The 17,636-nt window shown below is 48.9% G+C and carries 14 protein-coding genes; 2 read left to right on the forward strand and 12 right to left on the reverse strand.

From position 1 onward, the window contains the following. Positions 1-110: 110 nt before the first annotated feature. The 3 genes from F459_RS0112945 to F459_RS0112955 all read right to left on the reverse strand — a co-directional run bounded on the left by F459_RS0112945 (position 111) and on the right by F459_RS0112955 (position 3,107). The gene (locus tag F459_RS0112945) at positions 111-938 is read right to left on the reverse strand and encodes a sugar phosphate isomerase/epimerase family protein (protein ID WP_169517948.1); all 828 of its coding nucleotides are present in this window, start codon (positions 936-938) and stop codon (positions 111-113) included. Between the two features lie 386 nt (positions 939-1,324). Next, positions 1,325-1,549 carry a hypothetical protein gene (locus F459_RS0112950; RefSeq protein WP_013255207.1) on the reverse strand — a complete coding sequence of 75 codons (225 nt, stop codon included), beginning with the start codon at positions 1,547-1,549 and terminating at the stop codon, positions 1,325-1,327. 76 nt (positions 1,550-1,625) lie between these two features. Further along, positions 1,626-3,107, reverse strand: a complete 1,482-nt coding sequence (locus tag F459_RS0112955) for an aldehyde dehydrogenase family protein (RefSeq protein WP_211214007.1) — start codon at positions 3,105-3,107, stop codon at positions 1,626-1,628. 197 nt (positions 3,108-3,304) lie between these two features. Between F459_RS0112955 and F459_RS0112960 the strand changes: the two genes are divergently transcribed. Then, positions 3,305-5,389, forward strand: a complete 2,085-nt coding sequence (locus tag F459_RS0112960; protein WP_051086175.1) for a sigma-54-dependent Fis family transcriptional regulator — start codon at positions 3,305-3,307, stop codon at positions 5,387-5,389. A 69-nt stretch (positions 5,390-5,458) separates the two neighbouring features. Further along, a complete protein-coding gene (locus tag F459_RS0112965; protein ID WP_020613151.1) occupies positions 5,459-6,496 on the forward strand; it encodes a metallophosphoesterase in 1,038 nt (345 codons plus the stop codon). On the opposite strand, the gene F459_RS24680 is transcribed toward F459_RS0112965, so the two are convergent. From F459_RS24680 to F459_RS0113010, 9 genes are all read right to left on the reverse strand, one after another. After that, positions 6,480-6,611 (reverse strand): TetR family transcriptional regulator, encoded by a 132-nt coding sequence (locus F459_RS24680; protein ID WP_020613152.1) that lies wholly within the window; start codon positions 6,609-6,611, stop codon positions 6,480-6,482. The genes F459_RS0112965 and F459_RS24680 overlap by 17 nt on opposite strands. Positions 6,612-6,663: 52 nt before the next feature. Beyond that, positions 6,664-7,575, reverse strand: a complete 912-nt coding sequence (locus F459_RS0112975) for a LysR family transcriptional regulator (RefSeq protein WP_020613153.1) — start codon at positions 7,573-7,575, stop codon at positions 6,664-6,666. A gap of 8 nt (positions 7,576-7,583) precedes the next feature. Then, positions 7,584-9,410: a triose-phosphate isomerase gene (locus tag F459_RS0112980; RefSeq protein WP_020613154.1), complete on the reverse strand. Its 1,827-nt coding sequence runs from the start codon at positions 9,408-9,410 to the stop codon at positions 7,584-7,586. A gap of 348 nt (positions 9,411-9,758) precedes the next feature. Continuing rightward, the gene (locus tag F459_RS0112985) at positions 9,759-10,679 is read right to left on the reverse strand and encodes an ABC transporter substrate-binding protein (protein ID WP_020613155.1); all 921 of its coding nucleotides are present in this window, start codon (positions 10,677-10,679) and stop codon (positions 9,759-9,761) included. A gap of 68 nt (positions 10,680-10,747) precedes the next feature. Next, positions 10,748-11,779, reverse strand: a complete 1,032-nt coding sequence (locus F459_RS0112990) for an ABC transporter permease (RefSeq protein WP_020613156.1) — start codon at positions 11,777-11,779, stop codon at positions 10,748-10,750. Between the two features lie 51 nt (positions 11,780-11,830). Beyond that, the gene (locus F459_RS0112995; protein ID WP_020613157.1) at positions 11,831-13,354 is read right to left on the reverse strand and encodes a sugar ABC transporter ATP-binding protein; all 1,524 of its coding nucleotides are present in this window, start codon (positions 13,352-13,354) and stop codon (positions 11,831-11,833) included. Positions 13,355-13,415: 61 nt separating this feature from the next. After that, positions 13,416-14,882, reverse strand: coding sequence for a sugar ABC transporter ATP-binding protein (locus F459_RS0113000; protein WP_020613158.1), 1,467 nt, complete (start codon positions 14,880-14,882; stop codon positions 13,416-13,418). Next, complete coding sequence (locus F459_RS0113005; protein ID WP_026295025.1) at positions 14,879-15,901, reverse strand: sensor histidine kinase; 1,023 nt, start codon at positions 15,899-15,901, stop codon at positions 14,879-14,881. The genes F459_RS0113000 and F459_RS0113005 overlap by 4 nt, the downstream gene beginning before the upstream one ends. Before the next feature lie 8 nt (positions 15,902-15,909). Next, positions 15,910-17,523 carry a response regulator gene (locus F459_RS0113010; RefSeq protein ID WP_020613160.1) on the reverse strand — a complete coding sequence of 538 codons (1,614 nt, stop codon included), beginning with the start codon at positions 17,521-17,523 and terminating at the stop codon, positions 15,910-15,912. Positions 17,524-17,636: the final 113 nt, after the last annotated feature.

Here is a 17,636-nt window from a genome sequence, read left to right on the forward strand (position 1 = left end):
ACTTTCCCATCATCTGTTACAGGGAACACCTGCCGATTTGAGTCAGATATTGCGTACTTTATTTGAAAGGAATTTTGAATAGCTCGAGCTTTTAGGTCCGGATTTGATTTTTAGTCCACATACCTCCTTAACTTTTCATAGGCCTCGGGAATAACGACATCTGGGCCTTTTCTCCAGATTCCGGGATTAAGGACCTCAACAGATATCACTCCGTCGTAGTCAATGGCACGCAGGTTATCGACATAGCGCACGACATCAATCCGACCGTCTCCAGGCATGCAGCGATGCATTTGATCGATCCTGGCAAACGGTATCCTTTCCGCATCGTTAATATGTGCAATAAAAATCTTACCGGGTTCTATATGAAGGATATCGTCGAAATCGGATCCCACATCCCATAAGAACATATTAAAATCATCAAGGACTATACCCACTTCGGGTCTGTCGATTCGACGGACAATCTCCCATGCAGTTTTGATGTTTCCTACGGCCATTGTACCGACAGGCTCGAATGCAATGTTCATTCCATGGGGCAATCCTCTATCGGCAAGTCTATTCAGAACAGCAACGGTATCATCAAAAATCATTGCATCGGTGGTACCTTCCGGCAAAGTACTGCGCTCGCTAGAAAGTACAATAACTTTGTCGGCGCCACAGCTATCGCCCAATTCACAAGCAAAATCGAACTGCTCGCAAATACGCCTCCACTTTTGATTTGTACAAAAATTGAGATCAAAGATGGCATTAATAGAAGCACATTTCAGACCATGCATTTTTATGAGGTCACCCAATTCAGACATGGAATGTGTTCTCAAATACGCTTGGGCCTTGGCAAAATCTATTTCAATAGATGAGAAACCGACCTTCGCACAAAGACTAAGATCCTTTTCTATCGTAGAAGTACCCGAACAAGTCTGAAGGTTGTAGCACAGTTCCATGAACATACCCCTTTCCATCCAATGGATAAATAATTTTGATGCACGAATTCTCATTTTCCAATGTTTATAAAAGACGACAATCATAAAGTTTGGTCTCTTTTGTACATAGGCAGATGATTACCATGTAAGTAAATAGTTCATGGAATTACACTAAGGCGAAGAAAAATAAGTAATATGGAATAGATATGAGGCGGGGATCTTACTATACTTTTTATAAAATGGACCGGCCTACCGACTCTCTCCGCATCGAAGGCCCATGCAGGGGGGGATCCGGCTCTGGGTCCACAGATTTTGTTCGATGCAGGATTGAAGTGATAGTAGGCCGATCGGGCAAATGCCTGCCACTCTTTTTGGGAAAGGATGGCGGGCTTTGCCTTTGGGATCGTTTATTCATTATCCTCCTTTAACTCGATCCCTCGTTCGGTAAGAAAGTCGTTCAGTCCTGCAATGAACGCATCTGGATCGGCTACCTTCTTGAGTTCCAGTAATTTTCCAAGCGGCTGAGGAAAGGGCCCCGAGCATGTGATGGGCGAGACTCTGTTTTCAATAAAATAGGAAACTACGCCGGGGATTTTCATGATTTCTTCAACCTGCGTGTTGCTGTCTATCATGCTGAACCTGCCTTCAATAGTGATAGCCATTTTGCAGGGGCCCTTTTACAGGCCCCAGAATCGACACAATAACAGATCAATAGAGGCCGAAAGGTTTTTCGGTCATACTGATATAGATGTTCTTCATCTGCGTGTAGTGATCGAGTATCACTTTGTGGGTCTCACGCCCGATACCCGACTTTTTGTACCCTCCGAAGGGGGCATGGGCAGGAAGATTATTATAGTTATTTACCCACATACGTCCTGTTTCCACGGCTCGGGCGACCCGGAAAGCACGATTGATATCCTTTGTCCAAACGGCACCGCCGAGACCATATTCGCTGTCGTTTGCCATATCAATGACTTCCTGCTCGCTCTTAAACTTGATTACGGCGGCAACAGGGCCGAAAATCTCTTCCTGAGCAACCCTCATGCTGTTCTTTACATCCACAAGCATGGTTGGCTTCATGAAAGCACCGTTTTCAAGTCCATTACCCTCTGCCCGAGTTCCGCCGCAGGCAATCTTCGCCCCCTCTTTTTCTCCGATATGTACATAGGCGAGGATTTTATCGAGCTGATTCTGATCAATCTGGGAGCCCATGACCGTATCTTTTTCCCACGGCATCCCCACCTTGATGCTGTTAAAGGCTTTAACGAGCTGGGCGAGGAACTTGTCGTAGATATCCTCATGAACGAAGACACGGGAACCAGCGCAGCAGACTTGTCCCTGGTTGAACAGTATCCCCATCTGAACGCCTTCGATGGCCTTATCCCATGGAGCATCGGGGAAGAAGATATTTGCAGATTTACCACCCAATTCCAAGGTTGCGGGGATCAATTTCTTGGCAGCGGCATCGGCAATCTGATACCCGACCTCCGTTGAACCCGTAAAAGCCAACTTTCTTAAATCCTTATGATCAAGGAGGAACTGGCCGGCTTGAGACCCTCTGCCGGTAACGACATTGAGAACTCCGGGAGGCAGTACGTCGTTGACCAGCTTTGCAAACTCAAGGATACTGAGAGAGGTTGAGCTTGAGGGCTTAATCACGACACAACACCCCGCCGCAAGAGCAGGAGCAATCTTCCAGGCAGCCATCGTAAAAGGGAAATTCCAAGGTATGATCTGCCCGACCACTCCGATGGGCTCACGGAGAATGATGCTCATGGTCTGATCGTCGATCATCACCGCCTGTCCCTCTTCCGCGCGAATGGCACCAGCGAAATAGCGAAAATGATCGGAACCGAGGGGAACATCGATTCCGGATGTCTCCCTGATCGGTTTACCGTTGTCCAGCGTTTCAATCATTGCCAACTTATCGAGATTGGCGTCGATCAGGTCGGCAATCTTAAGCAGAAGCGCCGATCGTTCCTGAGGACTGATCTTTTTCCAGCCGTCGAAGGCCTTCCATGCAGCCTTCACCGCCTTATCGACATCCTCTTTACTGGCGTCGGGAAAGGTAGCAAGGACCTCTCCGTTGGCAGGGCAGTACGCAGTACAAGTTTTCCCGTTCGAGGCTTCCACCCATTGGCCCCCGATCAGCATCTTGTACTTTTCATCCATTGGTCTCGGCATGTTCATGTGCGTTCTCTCCTTATTACGTTTTCTTATGGGTAAGCACGTACCCGCTTAGTTATTATGCAAAAAACGTACCAAAAGGCATGGACATGGTGTTATTGGCAAAATCATGGTAAAATAAGCAGGAAAAACGAAGATATCATCTGTGATGTGTGATATTTCGGAATATTCGAAGTTCCTTCATCGCAGGTGATGCCACGATGGTGTCACTTTTTTTTGCAAAAATGATACAGTTACGTTACACCTTTGTGACACTTTTTTGGACCATTGTTTTAGCAAAGGGTGATGTAATAATGGAATCAAGTGCGACTGAGACAAAGGTGATGTGGGAACGATTCATCACAAAAGGTCGAATCGAAGAGGGAGCTCTTCGTAAAGAGATTACCGAGGCCTGGATGCGATGTATTAATGCATCCGTTGATCCCTTTGCGGACCGAAGCAGCACGGTACTCCCCCAGCCCTTCCTCAACGAAATTCTACAACATCATAAAACCCTCATCGATATCGCCCGTCCCTTTATGGAAAACCTCTATCGATTCGTCGCGGGATCGGGGTTCGTGGTTATTTTATGTGATGAAAAGGGGTATCTGATGGAGGCCGTAGGCGATAACGACGTGCTGTACGGTGATCACGGCTTGAATCTCCAACAGGGCGCATGGTGGGCGGAGGAAGAGGTCGGAAACAACGGAGTGGGAACGGCGCTCCGTCTAAAACGCCCATTCCAGGTCTCCGGTGCGGAGCATTTCTGCCGTAAGCACCATCCATGGACCTGTTCAGGGGCTCCTATCTTTGACGACAACGGAAGGGTCATTGCGGTCTTGGAGATGTCAGGGCCTGTTGAGAAGACCCACCTGCACACTCTCGGCATGGTTGCGGCCGGTGTGGAAGCAATTCAGCAGCAGATGAGGGTTAAGAAACAAAATCGGGAGCTGACGGTCCTGAATAACAGCCTCAATAACATCTTTCTCACCGTTTCCGATGGTGTCATTGTCATTGATTCCAGAGGCGCCGTCGATCAGGTAAATCCAGCGGCGGAAAACATTTTGCATCAAAGTGCGGAGAAATTGGCGGGACATCCCTTTCAGGAGTATATCGATAATTGGCATCCCATTCATGAGATGCTTGAAATGGGTACTGCTTTCCACGAAATCGAACTTTCGATCAACGACGGCGATGGTGCCATCACCTGCCTCACCTCGGCAAAACCAATCAAAGACGGCGGGGGAACAGTCACAGGCGGGGTCATTTTCATCAATCCCATCACACGGATCAAAAAACTCATCAACCGTTTCAGCGGGGCCCACGCTTCTTTTACCTTCGATGATATCATAGGATGCGGCCAGTCGCTGAGCAAAGCAATCCATCTGGCAAAACTGGTGGCGGACAACGAAAGCATCGTACTGCTCAGCGGCGAAAGCGGGACCGGTAAAGAGATGTTTGCCCAGGCGATACACAATAAAAGCAATCGGAGGAAGGGCCCTTTTGTGGCGGTAAACTGTGGTGCGATCCCTCGGGAACTGATCGAAAGCGAACTTTTCGGTTATGTGGAGGGGGCGTTCACCGGTGCACGAAAACGGGGAAAGCCCGGAAAATTCGAGCTGGCCTCGGGAGGGACCCTCTTTCTCGACGAAATCGGAGAGATGCCCCTTGAACAACAGGTTGCATTGCTAAGAGTTCTCCAGGACAAGAGTCTTACCCGTATCGGCGGCGATAAAACGGTAATGATCGATACCAGGATCATCTGTGCCACCAACAAGAATCTCCAACTGGAAGTGGCACGCGGGACCTTTCGTCAGGACCTCTACTACCGCCTCAATGTGATCTCGATTCATCTTCCCCCATTGCGTGAACATCGTGAGGATATCCCGACAATGTTCGAGGTGTTTCTTGAAAATGCCTGTAAAAGGATCGGTGTGAAGGTCCCCCGGATAAACGATGAGGTGATGCAGCGCCTGCAATGTTACGATTGGCCCGGTAATGTGCGAGAATTTCGAAATGTTGTCGAGCGGGTGGTCAATATGACGGCCGGTAGCGATATTTGCCCGGAGAACCTTCCCGATGAAATTCTCTCTCCGCGAAAAGGGCTCTGGCCTTCGCCGATGCTCAGTGAGGCCCACAATTTCGATGAAGAGCGAAAGAAGATAAAAGCACTGGCGGAAAAGAAGGAGCAGGAAGAAATTCTTGCGATGTTGTATAAGCATAACGGCAATGTCAGCCAGGCTGCACGTGAAATGGGCATTTCAAGGAATTCACTCTATCGGAAAATGCATAAACAAGGCGACTGACCTCTTTTTTTAACCATATCCTAACATGAAGCTTATCGTATACTTACCGGAGCGTCATACTCCTTTCCTATGGAGCGGATATCCTTCTTTTGTGATACAGCGGAACTTTCTCTGATGCAGGTAACAGATCTTCACCTTGCCCTTCGGTATCCGTTAAAACGGTTTTTCTTACACAAACTTGCCAGGCTTGTCAAAACCGAGGCCCCCCAGCTATTGATCAATAGTGGCGATTTCTTCTGTCGACGAAAAATCACCTCACCAGTGCCGATTATTCGACTTTTCGATCACTATATCGGCACATTTGTCCCGTGGACCTTTGCATGGGGAAATCACGATTTGGAGATAGGCAGAAAGGGAAGAGAAGCGGGACTCTTCGAAAAGGTGGAAAAAGCATTACTTCGTTCAAAGCACTGCTTATATGCAAAAAGCAGCATTCCTCGTCCATCATCTACCGGCGGCGACGCATTTACCGGTGGAAATTTCGTTATCGAGATCTTTCAAAGGGGCGAAGAAAAACCCTCCTGGCAAATTTTCATCCTCAATTCGGGAAGGAAACAGCATATCACAAAGGAAGTATCCGCCGCCATGGAAGAAGAGATTTGTCGCTACGAAAGAAGTGTGCCCGGGATTTGCTTCTTCCATCGCCCTATAAAAGAGACGGATAAGGCAATGAAATGGGGGCTTTTCAAAGGTGCAGGAGGAGAACGTGCCGACTGTGGAGATGAGAACGGCCGATTGCATGCCGAGCTCAAGGAGTTGGGAACCATTAAAGCCTGCTTCTACGGCCATGACCACGTCAATAATTTCTTTTTTCGGAAAGATGGTATTGCATATGTCTACGGAAGGAAGACACTTCCCTTTGCCTATGGTTCCTCGAGCCTGTCAAATCTGGATAGGTCTAGACAAAAAGATCCAAGAACAATAGCCTGGGGCTTTCTCATGATCAAACTTCCCCTCAGTCAAAAAGCCTTTCAGGAAGCTCCTGCCATTGAGATTGCATCTATTCTTGAAAATCGGGAAACAGCGTATAGGTGGCAGATTCCTCTGGAGGAAGCCCAGAGCGAGGCAGAAACATTCGAGGGAATGAATATTACAATGATGTGCTGAGAATTTTCTTTAAAGTATCATCATCGTTTTCGAAATGCCGATACACGGCCATAGGTGTAACCCCGATAAGACGTGCAAGCTTTCTTAACGAAAACTCTTCATGTCCTTTTTCCACTATGAGGCGACGCTCCTCATGCAATAAAGCATATACGCTACGATTTCAGAAGTCAACGAGAAGCCGCCTTTGCAATCTCTGCATGCATATCACGACAAAATCCGATAAACTCTCCGACAAAAGGCATGGGAGAGAATTCGGTATAGACAAACGTAATTTGACGTTCCAGGATACCGGATGAAAACGGAATTGCAGAGAGGCTTCCCAAAAGAAGTTCGCGCTCTACCGCATGCCGCGACATAACCGAACAGCCGAGACCAGATTCACAAAGAACCTTTATCGCACTCAGGCTCCCCACCTCCATGACAACGGAGCTCTCATCGATGTGAAGTCCCAACCTCCCGAGGAATTGTTCAAAATGCTCCCGGGTGCCCGAACCACGTTCTCGAAGGACCAGGGGGTAGGTGTTGATCTTCTCTTCGTGTACCACCCTATCCCTGGCCCAGAGACTATCAGCAGCGGTAATAAAAAGCAATTCGTCAAAAAGAAAAGGTTCATGCAGAAAACGTGAAGAATCAAAAGGGCCCTCAATGACGGCGAGATCGATTTTTCCTTTCTGTAGCAGTTCGAGACATCGAAACGTATTTTCAATCGTCACGTTGAGCTCCCGCCTTTCATGACCCTGCTTATACCGGGCGAGATATCGGGGTAAAAGGAATTCTCCCACCGTCAAGGTTGCCCCGAGAGAGAAGAATCTCCGGCCTCCCTCGAAATTCAAGAGCTCTTTTCTAATCTGGCGCGAGTGGACGGCAAGAATTTCGCCTTCATGCTGTAGGAATTCTCCGGCTTGGGTGAGTTGAACGCCCCGTCCACTCTTCTCAAATAACTGCGCCCCAAACAGCTCTTCTAAATGATGAATATGCTGGGTTACGGCAGGCTGTGTAAGCCCTAAAAGCTCCCCTGCCTTGGTAAAATTTCCTTCACGGGCAGCCGTCAAAAAGGTGACAAGACGAAAATCAAGCATAAAGATCTCTAACGGGCATCATCCTGAACGATTCCCTCCGGCAATTTGTTTATCAGTTTCATTAACTCTTCAAACATGAAGTCGATGTCGATGACGGCCCTGATATTTCCCTTCTCATCCCGAATGGGAAACGCAGCAGTCAAGATCAGCCTATTGGTATAAAGGGAAAAGAAAAGATGGGATATATACGGCTTACCCGTTTCAAGGACCTGGCGGAACCACTCCTTTTCCTGAAAATTCTTGGTAAGCAAGTTTCTGAACAGAGATTTCTCGCCATGCTTCGAATAAATTTGACTTATGCGAAAACCATCGGTGTTCGTCACGGCCAGAAGCTGGATCGATCCTTCCCTTTTGACGATCTTGCCAAGGTAACCGTCCATTACAGCGGGATCGAGAGTCTCCAGCTCCGGGGCATGGGTCACATCTTCAGCAATTACCATGGCAATCCGTTTTGCCTCTTCCTTTGCCTTGTCCAGTTCCGATTCAAAGAGCCCGGGAAGATAGCGCCTGGCCTGTGCCATAAGCTCATCGTATGATATTGCAGTGGTCCGTCCATGTGTATATTGAGTAGAAACCCAGAGAGCTATATGGCGGATGCCGGGCGAACGTTTTGTCACCTTTTCGCATTTTCCCGATTTGATCAGTGAAACATTTTCGTTGAGCCAGCGGGCGATACCGGCAAGCCCGGATTTATCGGTTACCATGGTGCGAATGGGGCGGCCAAGCAATGTTTCGGTATCGAAAATATTGTAGATCTCGGGATTTTTGAGGATCCCGTCGGCATGGATCCCCGCCCTGGTGGTGTTGAAGTTTTCTCCGGTAAAGGGATAGTTTTCCGGTATGTCGGCACGTATCTCACTGCGAAAGTAGTCGGCAATCTCACTTATGACCGTGGTATCTATCGAATCATCACCGGTAAGCGACATGTATTCGATGACTGCCGCCTCAAGAGGAGGGTTTCCAGTACGTTCACCATAGCCCAGGATACTGGTATTGTTGGATGCGCAACCGTAGAGCCAGGCGCTTGCGGCATTGATATGGACCTTATGAAAATCATTATGGCCGTGCCATTCGAGTAATTCCGAGGGATAGCCCAATTCGGAGTGAAAGGCATGCACCAGCCTGGGGACCGAGCGGGGAAGCACGGCTCCGGGATAGGTGACCCCGTATCCCATGGTATCGCAAAGCCGGATTTTAACCGGCACCTTTGCCTCCTGGGAAAGATCCAGGAGTTTTTCCGCAAGGGGCAGGCAGAATCCATAGACATCCGCCCGTGTAACATCCTCGAAATGACAGCGGGGAATGATGCCCTCGGCAAGGCACTCTTTTACAATGCCGAGATAGGCATCCGCCATCTTTGCCCGGTCCGATTTCAGTTTTAGGAAGATATGGTAGTCGGAAACCGAGGTCAGAATACCAGTCTCCTTCAGCCCCAGGGATGTAACCAATTGAAAATCCTTTTTATCGGCTCGTATCCAGGAGGTAATCTCGGGGAATCGATATCCCTGAGCCTGACACAGGCCCAGGGCCTCACGGTCACGCTCGCTGTAGATAAAAAATTCGGTCTGTCGAATGAGGCCCTTTTCTCCGGAAAGCTTGTGGAGAAGGCTATAGATATGGGCGATCTGTTTGGGCGTATAGGGAGGCCGGGACTGCTGCCCATCACGAAAGGTGGTATCGGTTATCCATATCTCCTTGGGAAGATTAATAGGAACATCAACGCCGTCAAATCTGATTCTTGGAACAGCCGTATAGGGGAACTGATCGCGATACAGTTCGGGAAGATCCCTCCGAACCAATGGAAAACTTCTTTTTTCAGAACCAATAAGCTCCATAACGGCCTCCTTTAATACAAGTTATTTACAATATAATGCGATTTTTGTCAATTTAATGTATGCATTATTTGAAAAACTCATATAAAACAAGACATATTACTTCAGTAAAGGTTGCCTTTTGCTTAGTGTTCCGAATCCTGGTGGTCTGCCTGCACTTTTTTCAATAACATACTCGATTTAGGGGCAGGTACTCGCTTTTTTCTATGGTTTCTCCTCCAGGTAGCTGCAGGAAAAGGAATTACGTTCCTTCAACCACCAGGATTCGGAACAGTAGGTTCCTTTATTGGCTCTCCGCAAAAAAAGGGGCTGCCCGGACTGGCAGCCCCTTCAGACTTCTCGGAAATCCCTTTAGAGCTTGTCTTTTGTAATAACGGAAACGCCGGTATCGACATACTTCGCACCGACGTCTTCACCCTTGAGGACCTTCACGGCACTCTTCATTCCCTCGTAGCCCATTACGTCAGGATTCTGAGCCATGGTTGCAAGCAGGTAGCCGTTCTTGATAAGGCTCAGGATCATATCTGATTTATCAAAGCCTACACCGATGATATTCTTTCCGGCCTCCTGAATGGCGTTTCCGGTTCCTACGGTACAGCCTTCGTTGGCACCGAAGATTCCCACACAACCAAGGGTAATGTAGTTGGCGGCAATATCGTTGGAGCGGGCCGCATCGCCGTCAGAGTACTGGGTTTCAAGAATTTCAAAATCGGTTCCTTTGAAGGCTTCGCGGAAGCCCGCTTCACGGGCCACAGTGCTGGCTGTTGCTGCATTAACATTCACGATACCGATCTTGCCGCTGGTAACACCTGAGGCAGCAAGGGCCTTGATCATTTCTTCACCAGCTGTCTTTCCGGCGGCTTTGTTGTCGGTAGCAAGGGTTTGATAACCAGGAAAATCAGCGGCGGAATCGACATAGAGAATCTTTACCCCTGCGTCGGAAGCCTCTTTCAGGGCACTGGTAACGGCGGTAGGCCCGTTGGCAGCAAGAAGAATGGCCTGTGCACCACCGGCAACGGCGTTGTTGATCATCTCAATCTGTTTGGCATCATCTTTTACATCGGGTGCCATCCACTTATAAGAAACATCTCCCAGTTCCTCGGCGGCTTTCTGACAGCCGGCATCCACGTTTACCCAGTGCTGGTCCATCTGATCCATGGTGATCAAATAAATCTTGTACTTACCCGATTCCTGCGAACCCGATGCGAAAAGTGTGGCTCCCACACTCAAAAGCACCATCATCGCAACCATAACCCGAATGCTCTTCTTCATAACATCCTCCTATGTGGTATTCTCATGCACGATCTTCGTGCGATAAACCCGATATACACGCTATTAGATTAGGCTTCCGCGGCCTGTGCTGCGCTTTTATCCTTCCGCAGCTTGAAGGAACCTGACCGGACAATCACATCAAGCAAAACGCTGACGACAACAATAACACCGATAATAATGTTTCGAATGGCCACCGGGGCACCTGCAAACTGCAGACCATTCTGTAAAACGCCCCAGATTGAGGCACCGACCACGGTACCGAGCAAGAGCCCCTGGCCGCCGAGGGTGGAAACACCGCCGATAACCGAAGCAGCAACAGCATACAATTCGTAGGTGGTTCCCGCATCCATTGCTCCCATCCCGCTGGTTGCACAAAAAATCAAACCGACGACCGTCGAACAAAAGGCGCTGATCACGTAGGTCTTGGTCGTGACGACAACAATATTGACCCCGGAAAGCCGGGCTGCATCGATATTCGAACCGACTGCATAAATATGGCGTCCTGTCCGTGTCCTGCTGAGGACAAAATTGAAAATGGCCCACAACACAAAGGCTATCCATATGGTGTTGTAGAGATTAAAGGTCTTCCCATAGTAGAAAAAGTCTCGAAATCCCTGCGCCGCCTCTCCGATGGAATCGGTATTGTAGTTGTTGTTGGCGATCTGTGCGATTCCCCGGGCGATGGTCATGGTTCCAAGGGTTGCAATAAAGGGAGGAACCTTGCATAGAGAAACAAGCAGACCGTTACCCACTCCGACAGCAAGACAAGCGATAAGGGTTAACAATACCGAAACCCATGGGTTGATTCCCTTGGTCATGAGAGTAGCACTGATCATTGTCGACATCCCGACCACCGAACCAATCGAAAGGTCGATATTGCCGGTGATAAGTACATATGATTGACCAATACCAATGAGCAAAATAGGAGCTATCTGACGAAGGAGATTGCTCAAATTCTTTGACGAGAAAAATACAGGATTAAGGATGGCGAACACTACACAAAGGAAAATCAAACCAACCGTTACGGTGAGCACCTGCCCCATACCCCGGACCGATAACATCCGTTTTAAGACACCTACTCTCTTATCTTCGTTAACCATACTACCATTTACCTCTTCTCTTCAGTAATCTTTTTCAAGTAAGTCCGGTTCTTATGCCGGTTCCCGTTCCTCACCAAACTTGTCTTCAAATCTGGTCGCAAGTTCGAGGATCTTTTCCTGGGTAACCTCCGAAGCATCAAGCTCCCCTGTTACCCTTCCGTCGCACATCACGATGATTCTGTCGGCAATGCCCATGATTTCCGACATTTCAGACGAGACGAACAGAACCCCGATCCCTTCGCGCTTTAATTCGTTCATGAGGTTGTAGATCTCAACCTTCGCCGCAACATCGATACCTCGGGTCGGTTCGTCGAACATAACTATTCGGCTTTTTCTTGCAAGCCACTTACCTACTACGATCTTCTGTTGGTTTCCTCCAGAAAGGCTGGCGGCGGGAACGTCGGCATTCGGCATGCGCACGGAAAAACTCTTTTTCGTCTGCCGCACCATCTCCGACTCACGGTGGCGGTTTACCACGCCCAGACGGTTACAGATGATATCAAGGTTCGGTAAGGCGATATTTTCACGGATGGAGAGTTTTATGCACAGTCCATCTTTCTTACGATCTTCGGGAACAAGGACCACGCCCTGACGAATGGCGCTTGCGGGAGAATCAATGGAAATGGGCATACCGTCAAGGATAAAACCTCCTGAATCCCTCGCATCAATACCGAAAATCGCCCGGGTCGTCTCGGTTCTGCCCGCACCCATCAAACCGGCAATGCCTACGATTTCTCCTTCATTGACCGTAAAGGAGACATCGCGGACCATCCGTCCGGCATTGAGGGAACGCACCTCGAAAATGGTCTTTCCCTTGTGACCTTCGATACGCGGAAACTGTTCATTGATCTCTCGGCCGACCATGTTTCCGATAATTTGATCCATGGTCAAATCGGTAAAATTGCTTTGAAGGATGAACTTCCCATCCCGCATGATGGTCACCCGATCAACGATATGTTTCAGCTCTTCAAGACGGTGACTTATATAGACGATACCGTGTCCTTTCGCTCTCAGTTGCCTGATAAGGATAAAAAGATCGTCGATCTCTTTGCTTGTCAGGGCACTGGTCGGCTCATCCATGATGAGAATACGTGCATTACTGGAGAGAGCCTTTGCAATCTCCACCATCTGCTGTTTGGAAACAGCAAGGTCACCGACAAGCATGTCGGGATCGATATCGATCTGAAGCTGGCCAAGGATATCCGCCGCCTGGTGCCTCATATCCCGATCGTTGAGGATCCCCCCTGCAACCACATGTTCCCTCCCGAGGAAAATATTCTCGGCAACGGTAAGATGAGGGCACATGTTGAGTTCCTGATGGATGATTGCAACACCATGCCTTTTCGCCAGCTTAGGGTTCAGGTCCCCTACCGACTCTCCGAAAATGGTGAGGTCCCCTTTGTCGCGGGTATAGACACCGCTGAGAATTTTCATGAGGGTGGACTTACCTGCGCCGTTTTCTCCCAAAAGGGCCATTACCTCTCCCGAACGCAGCTCGAAAGAGACGTCATCCAGTGCCTTGACCCCGGGAAACGACTTATCAATATGTTCCATGGTTACGATTACTTCGTTCATACATCCAGTACAAGGCCATTTCCGTAATCTGTAAAGGGTGACGAAATTGGTAAAAAGGGGGTCATTCTTTGGATATGTGTACGGAATCGAGAGAAGAGAAGGTCTGTCGCGCTATTTCTCGCACGACTCTGCCGTTTTTTACCACCAAAAGCCGGTCGGCGACCTGAAGGGAATCGGAAAGACTGACAGCAAGAATGAGGACAGCAATTCCCCGCTGCCTGATCAGATTGATAAGCTGAATGATACGAAGTCTCTGATAGAAATCGATGCCGGCAAAAGGCTGGACACAGACAACCAGACGCGGTTTCTGTAACAATATACGATGATAGACCAACTCATAAAGATCGTGGAGCGAGAGCCCTGCAAGGGAAGGGGCATCGATCACCGGTCCTATCAGCGGAAGGTATTCCCGTCGAATGCTTCGCAGATAACGCCTCTTTGTCCAGAAGAACGGGAGACGATCATCGGCAAGGAAACAAAGGTTATCCAGATAGCTCATATCGGCGAAGAGGTTACTGCGGGTGGGTTTTTCATCGATGAAGGCAAAAAGCCGTCTGGCTTTTGAAAAAGAGCGGCCCGCTATACGGATACTCCCCTTTTCCGGCGTTTTTTTATCACGACAAAGAGCGAGGAATGGGGAAAGCAGGGAATTATCGAGGTCAAGGAGGATAAGGCATTCACCGGCAAAAAGTGAGAGCGAAAGGTCCTGAATCGTCTCCCGATAGAGATTTCGAAGCTCAAGAACGGGTTTTTCGGCTCTCCGCTTATCGGTTGTCTGCCTGGGAGCATCCTTGTTAATAAAAAAAACAAACCCCTGGGGGAAGCGGCACATGAGATCGTTATTCATTTGGTCCGCTCGCAGGGTCTTGAGGATTTTCCCATCCTCCATCAAGACCGTTCGATTGCAAAGGGGAAAAACCTCTTCATGATGGTTGCAGACATAGAGAAACGAGAGGCCGAGGGAGGCATAGTAGCGAATCACCCGATGGATACGCGACAGGTCAACGGGACTCGCAACATTACTAACATCCCTAATAATGATCAAACGGGCACCGGCAACCACTGCTTTCAGCAATTCCACCAGCCAGCGCGTAAAAAAGGGCAATCGTTCTACCGGTTCATGCGGGGGAATTGAGATATCAAGCCCCTCACACAACCGTTCCAACTGATCGGAAAGCACCCCATCGTTTATGAGGTACTTTTTCATGCCGCCACGAACAACGAATATATTGTCGGTAACACTCATCGACCCGATGAGCCTGCTCCGTTTTTCAATAACGGCAACAGGATTCGCAGTCGAACGCTTCCAGCGATAGTCATTCACTACCCTCTCGAAAAACCACACATAACCGTAACGGATAGGCCCGTTATACTTGATGAGGTCGAGGAGCTCCTCCAACCCCTGGGCGTTGATGGGTATAAGCCCGAGAATTTCCCCCACAAAGAGATGCATGCTCAGCGAATCAAGCAACTTGACGTTTTCCCGATAGATCGTGATTCTGTCAAGCCACAGGAGCTCCTTCCTCATTGTACCCCCGATTTTTGATCAACGATCCGCGGCAAAACAACCTCCACGTCGGTACCGACGGATGGTGTACTGGTAATGGTCACCCCATATTGCTCACCAAAAAGAAGTTTGATGCGGTTATTGACGTTTACGATCGCAATGCCACCCCGATTCCGTCCTCCACTCACATGACTTAGAGAACGTATGGCAAGATTTCGATTTAGTTCCTCGAGCACTTCGTTTTCCATGCCGACGCCATCGTCACTCACGGTAATGAGTAGGCGGGTCTCGGTCGTTTCCAGCTGAACCCGCAAGAGCCCCTCCCCGACCTTACGTTCCAGGCCATGCAGAATAGAGTTCTCTACAATGGGCTGAAGAATCAGCTTGGGCAAGCGGTAGGCATAAATTTCCGAGCGCTCAGCCTCGTCTATCTCAATACGCAGCTGCAGCCGCTTGCCGAAGCGATACTGCTGAATCAGAAAATAGGTTTCGATATTGCCGAGCTCATCCTCGACCGTAACAAGATGATCCATGGTACTGATGGTATAGCGGAAGAAGGTGGAAAGGGCCTCGGTCATTTCGGCTATGGAATGTACCCCCGCACTTAAGGCCTCGCTGCGAATACCCTCCAGGGTGTTATAGAGAAAATGGGGATTTATCTGGTTTTGCAGGGCAAGATACTGTTCCTGACGTTTACTCGCCTGAAGCAGATCCCGGGTCTGCAAGAGCTCGTTCAGCCTTGCAAGGGTGTCATGCATTCCCGCGCTGTAGGGATACCGGACGTCGTAGACCCCCTCCAGGGTATAACCCGCTGCAAAAAGTGCAAGCAATTTCTCAGTTTCGTTAAAGGGAACCACGATCTTCTGCCAGGTTATGCCAAAAAGGGTCGCCAGAAAAACGGAGAAAAGCAAGGGAAGCCAGATTGAGACAATCTCTTCGGCGGCAAGGGACCATAGCACCACCACGGCGATGAGCATGGCAAAGAAAAGAAGTGCAAAGAGTAGTAAAAGCTGTACCATCAAACCCATTTTTCGAACCACGGGGCACCTCAACTGTACAACTTGCGAAATTCACTCGGTTTTATTCCAACCATCCGTTTAAAAAGCCGGGTAAAATACTTCGTATCGCTATACCCGATCGCAGAAGAAATCTGAGCGACCGTCTGCTTGGAAGAGCGCAGAAGCTCTTTTGCGTAATCAATGCGGATACCAGTCAGATACTCAAGGAAACCGGACCCTGTTTCCCGTTTGAATATGAGGCTGAAATAAGAGGGGCTGAGACCCACTATGTCGGCTACCTGTTCAAGAGAAATTCCGCTCTCCCTGTAGTGATCACCGATGTAACGTCTGGCCTCTCTGATTGGCCGGCTCTCCGCCTGTCGCCGTGATTCGGCCATCGATTCCAAAAGAGTCTTTGTGAGTGTGCGAAGACGATCATGCAGGGCCTTTACACTAGGCAGGAGGTCCAATTCACTCTCGAAACGCCTCTCAAGGGCCGAAAGATCTTCAAGGAACTCCTCACCGCGATTTCTTAAAAGAACAAAAAGGCGATGACCGGCATCCTTGAGCGCATCAAGAAGAAGAACGCCTGTACACGCTTTCTGTGACAACACCGAGCGCATTAGTCTGTCGACAGCCCCCATGGCCGCCTCTGTATCAAGGAGATCACAGGCATGTTCCATATCACGATTCCATACGGCCAGGGCATCATTACAAGAACCGGACGAAAAAGGGGGAAGCTCCTCATACAGCTGACCGGTTTGAGAAAAGAGGCGTTGTCCTATGGCGATCTCGGCATCTCTGCGGGACTCGGCTATTCGTCCGATAGCATCGATGGCCTGTCCGAGGGAAGTGGTAAGCTGAACGACCTCAAAGATACTCCCCTGGACTTGCAATTCGTCGTTGATACGTTTTACCGCTTTTCTTACTTCTTGTCGTTCCGATTCCGGATACCCAATCACAATATGTATCCGACACACGCCGATATAAAGTTCCAAATCGCTTGAACACCCATCGAGAAAGGCATGAGAAGCCGATTCCGCCTTTTCCGCGATCATGCGCACAATACCGTCGGAAAAATCAGAGGGCGGACAATCAATCTTTATCATGATGGCTTGAAAAAGGCCGTCGCGAAAGTGATAGCCATAGGTATCGTTGATCGTTTCCAGTTCAACATGACAATCGGAAGGGAAAGCAAAGACAAAATCATGGAAAAAATCTTTTCGAAGTTTGCCAAGGCTGTTTTCAAGACGAGCAGCAAGTTCCCGACTACTCTGCTCTGCAGAAACACGCCGATAATGCCGTTCCGCTATCTTTTCCAAGGTGGCTGTCAACTCATCCTTTTTAATGGGCTTGAGCAAGTAATCCTCTACACCGTAACGAATAGCGTTATGGGCATATTCGAACTGATGATAACCGCTTACAATGATAAAATCGATACCTTCCGTACTTTCCCTGATTCGTCTGATCAACTCAAGGCCGTCAAGTCCGGGCATACGGATATCGGTAATGACAAGATCGGGCCTTTCACGCTCTACAAGGGCCAGGCCGTCGATGCCGTTGTATGCCGTACCGACCACCTCCATTCCCAGGGAAGACCAATCAACCAGCTGAAGTATCAACCGACACACTTTTTCTTCATCGTCGAGAACAACGACCGTCACAAACTATCCTCCAGCCTCCGATATATTCACGTAAGGGTAATCCATTCTTAGGTCGAAAGACAATACTCATTATTTTTTGATAGCAAAATGTTGAACTTTGCCTCTCCATTACT

The organism is Sediminispirochaeta bajacaliforniensis DSM 16054 (genome assembly GCF_000378205.1).
GTDB classification, from domain to species: Bacteria; Spirochaetota; Spirochaetia; order DSM-16054; family Sediminispirochaetaceae; genus Sediminispirochaeta; species Sediminispirochaeta bajacaliforniensis.

Coding starts and splice junctions, on each gene's coding strand:
- F459_RS0112945 (WP_169517948.1), bottom strand. CDS start 938: ATGGAACTGTGCTACAACCTTCAGACTTGTTCGGGTACTTCTACGATA.
- F459_RS0112950 (WP_013255207.1), bottom strand. CDS start 1,549: ATGATAGACAGCAACACGCAGGTTGAAGAAATCATGAAAATCCCCGGC.
- F459_RS0112955 (WP_211214007.1), bottom strand. CDS start 3,107: ATGAACATGCCGAGACCAATGGATGAAAAGTACAAGATGCTGATCGGG.
- F459_RS0112960 (WP_051086175.1), top strand. CDS start 3,305: ATGGTGTCACTTTTTTTTGCAAAAATGATACAGTTACGTTACACCTTT.
- F459_RS0112965 (WP_020613151.1), top strand. CDS start 5,459: ATGGAGCGGATATCCTTCTTTTGTGATACAGCGGAACTTTCTCTGATG.
- F459_RS0112975 (WP_020613153.1), bottom strand. CDS start 7,575: ATGCTTGATTTTCGTCTTGTCACCTTTTTGACGGCTGCCCGTGAAGGA.
- F459_RS0112980 (WP_020613154.1), bottom strand. CDS start 9,410: ATGGAGCTTATTGGTTCTGAAAAAAGAAGTTTTCCATTGGTTCGGAGG.
- F459_RS0112985 (WP_020613155.1), bottom strand. CDS start 10,679: ATGAAGAAGAGCATTCGGGTTATGGTTGCGATGATGGTGCTTTTGAGT.
- F459_RS0112990 (WP_020613156.1), bottom strand. CDS start 11,779: ATGGTTAACGAAGATAAGAGAGTAGGTGTCTTAAAACGGATGTTATCG.
- F459_RS0112995 (WP_020613157.1), bottom strand. CDS start 13,354: ATGAACGAAGTAATCGTAACCATGGAACATATTGATAAGTCGTTTCCC.
- F459_RS0113000 (WP_020613158.1), bottom strand. CDS start 14,882: ATGAGGAAGGAGCTCCTGTGGCTTGACAGAATCACGATCTATCGGGAA.